Genomic DNA, 5,191 nt, shown 5'->3' with positions numbered 1-5,191 from the left:
AAGGTCGTGCCGGAGTCGTCCGGGCCGGAGTTGGAGACGACCTTCATGTACGGGTAGGCGCCGACGCACGCCCGGGCCAGCTCCCGCACGGGAAGGCGCGCCGCGAGCGCGCCCTCCCTCGGGACGGTGGTGAGCCGGGAGAGCCGGGCGGGATCGCCGCCCAGCGAGGACCACGCGTACATGAGTGCAGTCATGACTGCACTATGCATTATTGAGTCAATCAATATTCTGCGTGGACCCCCTACAGAGATCTCTTGCCGGTGTCTACCTGGTCACCGCGGCCAGCGCGTCCGCCACGCCCCAGCCGTAGAAGCCGTTGCGGTTCTTCGTCCCCTGGCACACCGCGTCCACCTTGCCGTCGCCGTCGATGTCGTACGGGTCGGTGCAGGGCGTGGCGGTGGCCTCCGCGTACAGCAGCGCCTTCACGACCGCCGCCGGGGCATGCGGATGGGTCGACTTGATCAATGCGGCAACGCCGGCGACGTGCGGGGTCGCCATGGACGTCCCGGCCATGTAGCCCCACTTGCCGCCCGGCAGCGTGCCCAGGATCAGGCCGCTGGTCGCCGGGGCCTGCGGCGGCTGGTAGTAGTCGCCGCCGGGCGCGGCGATGTCGACCACGCCCAGACCGTGGTTGGAGAAGGACGACTTCAGCCCCTTGGCGCCGGTCGCCGCGACCGTGACGACACCCGGCAGCTGGGTCGGTATGTCGAAGCACTCGTGCGGGTCGATCACCCGGTCCGACGGGGTGCCGTCGTTCGGCGAGTCCTCGTCGGTGATCGCGTGGGACGCGAGGTCGTAGTTCTCGTTGCCCGCCGCCGCGACGTTGACCGTGCCCTTCCTCTCCGCGTAGCGCGAGGCCCGGGTGATGGCGTCCACGAGCGCCTTCTGGTCGGGGTCGGTGGTGCAGTTGAAGTACCACGGGTCGGTGTAATAGCTGTTGTTGGTCACGTCGACGTGGTGTTCGGCCGCCCACATGAAGCCGCAGACCACGGCCTCGGTGTAGAAGTAGCCGCCCGCGTTGGACACCTTGATGCCGGCGACCTTCACCCCCGGCGCCACGCCCGTCATCCCCACGCCGTTCTTCGCCGCCGCGATCTCACCGGCCACATGGGTGCCGTGCGGGCTCTCCGATGCGCCCGGCCGCCAGGCGCCGTCCGTCGTGTCCGGCTTGCCCGACACGCAGTTGACGGAGGCCGCCCGGTCGAAGTTGGGCGCGATGTCCGGGTGGGTGTCGTCGACGCCCGTGTCGATGACGGCGACCGTGACGTCCCGGCTGCCCAGGGTCTTCTCGTGCGCCTTGTCCGCCTTGATGGCCGGCAGGTCCCACTGGAGCGGCTCCAGCGGGTCCTGGCCGGCGGCGGCCCGGACACCGGCGGCCTCGGCCGCGCTCAGCGCCTTCGGCGTGCCCACGTCGGTGGTGGACTGGGCCGGCAGCGGCGCGTTGCGCGTGGCACCCGCCGAGGCGACACCGCGCACGGCACGGATCGCCTGGGCGAACCCGGGGTTCGCGGAGTGCGCCACGATCACCCCGATCCGGTCGTAACTCGCCACGACCGTACCGCCGTTGCCGGTGATGGCCCGCCGCACCGACTCGATCGTGGAGCGGTCCGTCCGGGTGTTCACCACGTACGACAGGGTGGGGCCGTCCGCCGCCCGCGCCGCCGTGGCCGCCGTGGCCGTCGAGACCGCCGCGGAGGCCGCCGACGGCAGGAAGCCGAGCGTGGCGGTCAGCGACAGCGCGGCCGGTACGGCGAGCGCCAGTCGGCGTCTGGAGCGCAGATGAGCCATGGGATCTCCACATCATCCGGAGTACGGAACCGCCCGGAACACAGGTGACTGTCCGGGCAGGTACATGACGAGGTGGTGCTGGGCCGAAGCTATCTCCCGGCGCTGATCTCCGAAAGGCCCGGGCGGACTTGAACCGCTCCCCGGGCGGCGCCGTGACCGTGGTCGGGGGCCCGAAAGGTTCAGGTCCCCTACGGGATTCACCCCATGGAGTCGAGTGATGACTCGCTGTAATGTGGTCCCGTTCCTGTGAGATGAGCAAGCGCACGTCCGTGACGCGAGGAGACTCCGTGGCTACCGAGACACCGCCACCCGCGCAGACCCCGACCCGCCTTCCCTCCACCGAGGAGTTCACCGAGGTGCAGCAGAGCGCGGAGTTCGGTGAACTGCGCCGCGCCCACCGCTCCTTCGCCTTCCCCCTGACGATCGCCTTCGCCGCCTGGTACCTGCTGTACGTCCTGCTGTCCAACTACGCGAGCGGCTTCATGGGCACCCAGGTGGCCGGCCACATCAACGTCGCCCTCGTCCTGGGCCTCGCCCAGTTCCTCACCACGTTCCTGATCGCCTTGTGGTACGCCCGCCGCGCCGCCGCCCGGCTCGACCCGCGGGCCGAGGCCATCAAGTCCCGGATGGAGGGCGGAGCATGAACGCCGTACCCCACACCCTGCTGGCCGCCGGCGAGGCGAGCGAGCACCGTACGCTGATCGTCAGCCTGTTCGCGGTGTTCGTCGCCGCGACCCTCGTCATCACCGTCTGGGCGGGCCGGCAGACCAAGGACGCCGCCGACTTCTACGCGGGCGGACGGCAGTTCACCGGCTTCCAGAACGGCCTCGCCGTCTCCGGCGACTACATGTCCGCCGCGTCCTTCCTCGGCATCGCCGGCGCCATCGCCCTCTTCGGCTACGACGGCTTCCTGTACTCCATCGGCTTCCTCGTCGCCTGGCTCGTCGCCCTCCTGCTGGTCGCCGAACCGCTGCGCAACTCGGGCCGCTACACGATGGGCGACGTGCTCGCCTACCGCATGCGCCAGCGCCCCGTGCGCACCGCGGCCGGCACCTCCACCATCGTCGTGTCGATCTTCTACCTGCTGGCCCAGATGGCCGGTGCCGGTGTGCTGGTCTCCCTGCTCCTCGGCATCACCAGCGACGGCGGCAAGATCGGCATCGTCGCCCTGGTCGGCCTGCTGATGATCGTGTACGTCACCATCGGCGGCATGAAGGGCACCACCTGGGTGCAGATGGTCAAGGCGGTGCTGCTCATCGCCGGCGCCGTGCTGCTGACCTTCCTCGTCCTGCTGAAGTTCGACTTCAACGTCTCCGAACTCCTCGGCAGGGCCGCCGACAACAGCGGCAAGGGCAGCGCCTTCCTGGAGCCCGGCCTGAAGTACGGCGCCACCGGCACCACCAAGCTGGACTTCCTCTCCCTCGGCATCGCCCTGGTCCTGGGCACGGCCGGCCTGCCGCACATCCTGATCCGCTTCTACACCGTCCCCACCGCCAAGGCCGCCCGCAAGTCCGTCCTGTGGGCCATCGGCCTGATCGGCGTCTTCTACCTGATGACCCTCGCCCTCGGCTTCGGCGCCGCCGCGCTGATCAAACCGGACGAGATCATCGCCTCCAACAAGGCGGGCAACACGGCGGCCCCGCTGCTGGCGCTGCACCTGGGCGGTGTGGACTCCGACTGGGGAGCCGTCCTGCTCGCCACCATCTCCGCCGTCGCCTTCGCCACGATCCTCGCGGTCGTCGCCGGACTGACCCTGGCCTCCTCGTCCTCGTTCGCGCACGACATCTACGCCAACGTCATCAAGAGGGGCCGGGCCACCGAGCAGCAGGAGGTGCGCTCGGCCCGCTGGGCGACCGTCGGCATCGGCGCGGTCTCCATCGTCCTCGGCGCCCTGGCCCGCGATCTGAACGTGGCCGGCCTGGTCGCCCTCGCCTTCGCGGTCGCCGCCTCCGCCAACCTGCCGACCATCCTCTACAGCCTGTTCTGGAAGCGGTTCACCACCGCGGGCGCCCTGTGGTCGATCTACGGCGGCCTGGTCACCGCGGTCGGCCTGGTGCTGTTCTCCCCGGTGGTCTCCGGCAAGCCGACCTCGATGTTCCCCGACGTCGACTTCCACTGGTTCCCGCTGGAGAACCCCGGCCTCATCTCCATCCCGGTCGGATTCCTGCTCGGCGTGGTGGGCACCCTGCTGTCGAAGGAGGCACCGGACGCCGGGAAGTACGCGGAACTGGAGGTGCGGTCCCTGACCGGCACCGGAGCCCACTGAGGCGGCACACGGGACGACCGCGTCGGCGGGGACTGTACGGTCCTACGACGCGGTCGCGCCGGACCTCGTGGGATCGGGGCCGCTGTCGATGTCGGCGGGGTCACGTACGCTCGCAGGTGACGGACGGGGCATCCGCGACCGAGAATGGTGACCGGGAGAGGGAGGGGCTCACGTGCTCATCGACACCTACGGCCGGGTGGCCACCGATCTGCGGGTCTCGCTGACCGACCGGTGTAATCTGCGCTGCACCTACTGCATGCCCGAGGAGGGCCTGCGGTGGCTGGCCAAGCCCGACCTGCTCACGGACGACGAGATTGTCCGCCTCATCGACATCGCGGTGCGCACCCTCGGCATCGAGGAAGTCCGCTTCACCGGCGGCGAGCCCCTGCTGCGCCCCGGCCTGGTCGGCATCGTGGAGCGCGTCGCCGCCCTCGCCCCGCGCCCCCGGATGTCCCTGACCACCAACGGCATCGGCCTGGTCCGCACCGCGACCGCCCTGAAGGCGGCCGGCCTGGACCGGGTCAACGTCTCCCTGGACACCCTCCGCCGGGACGCCTTCAAGACCCTCACCCGCCGCGACCGCCACCAGGACGTCCTGGACGGCCTGGCCGCCGCCCGCGAGGCCGGTCTGACCCCCGTCAAGGTCAACTCGGTCCTGATGCCGGGCCTGAACGACGACGAGGCCCCGGACCTGCTCGCCTGGGCGATCGAGCACGACTACGAACTGCGGTTCATCGAGCAGATGCCGCTGGACGCCCAGCACGGCTGGAAGCGCGAGGGCATGGTCACCGCCGGGGACATCCTGGCCTCCCTGCGCACCCGTTTCGAGCTCACCCCCGAGGGCGCCGACGAGCGCGGCTCCGCTCCCGCGGAGCGCTGGCTGGTGGACGGCGGCCCGTACCGGGTCGGCGTGATCGCCTCGGTGACCCGGCCGTTCTGCGCGGCCTGCGACCGCACCCGCCTGACCGCCGACGGCCAGATACGCACCTGCCTGTTCGCCACCGAGGAGACCGACCTGCGCGCGGCCCTGCGCGCGGGCGCCCCGGACGAGGAGATCGCCCGCGTCTGGAAGCAGGCGATGTGGGGCAAGAAGGCCGGAGCGGGCCTGGACGACCCGTCGTTCGTCCAGCCGGACCG

Annotated in this window: 4 protein-coding genes and 1 pseudogene; 3 read left to right on the top strand and 2 right to left on the bottom strand. The window is 70.6% G+C overall.

Annotated features, from left to right (window positions below; all coding sequences use genetic code 11):
- Positions 1–194 (bottom strand): annotated as a pseudogene (locus H5J33_RS22675) (hypothetical protein); the annotation flags it as partial.
- A 70-nt stretch (positions 195–264) separates the two neighbouring features.
- Positions 265–1,788: a S8 family serine peptidase gene (locus H5J33_RS22670; RefSeq protein ID WP_181796751.1), complete on the bottom strand. Its 1,524-nt coding sequence runs from the start codon at positions 1,786–1,788 to the stop codon at positions 265–267.
- Between the two features lie 287 nt (positions 1,789–2,075).
- Between H5J33_RS22670 and H5J33_RS22665 the strand changes: the two genes are divergently transcribed.
- The 3 genes from H5J33_RS22665 to moaA form a co-directional block, all read left to right on the top strand.
- A complete protein-coding gene (locus tag H5J33_RS22665; protein WP_181796750.1) occupies positions 2,076–2,432 on the top strand; it encodes a DUF485 domain-containing protein in 357 nt (118 codons plus the stop codon).
- On the top strand, positions 2,429–4,054 hold the full coding sequence (locus H5J33_RS22660) for a cation acetate symporter (RefSeq protein WP_181796749.1): 1,626 nt from the start codon (positions 2,429–2,431) through the stop codon (positions 4,052–4,054). The genes H5J33_RS22665 and H5J33_RS22660 overlap by 4 nt, the downstream gene beginning before the upstream one ends.
- Positions 4,055–4,226: 172 nt before the next feature.
- Positions 4,227–5,191, top strand: a 965-nt coding sequence (moaA, locus tag H5J33_RS22655; RefSeq protein ID WP_181796748.1) for a GTP 3',8-cyclase MoaA, incomplete at its 3' end; no start/stop codon positions are given.

This window comes from Streptomyces sp. WELS2, assembly GCF_013870595.1.
Taxonomy (GTDB): domain Bacteria; phylum Actinomycetota; class Actinomycetes; order Streptomycetales; family Streptomycetaceae; genus Streptomyces.
Note: the sequence above shows the minus strand (reverse complement) of the source record. Positions and strands in the feature narration are given on the sequence as shown.

Excerpts from the sequence above, each read along its gene's own strand:
- H5J33_RS22670 (WP_181796751.1), bottom strand. The coding sequence starts at position 1,788 with ATGGCTCATCTGCGCTCCAGACGCCGACTGGCGCTCGCCGTACCGGCC.
- H5J33_RS22660 (WP_181796749.1), top strand. The coding sequence starts at position 2,429 with ATGAACGCCGTACCCCACACCCTGCTGGCCGCCGGCGAGGCGAGCGAG.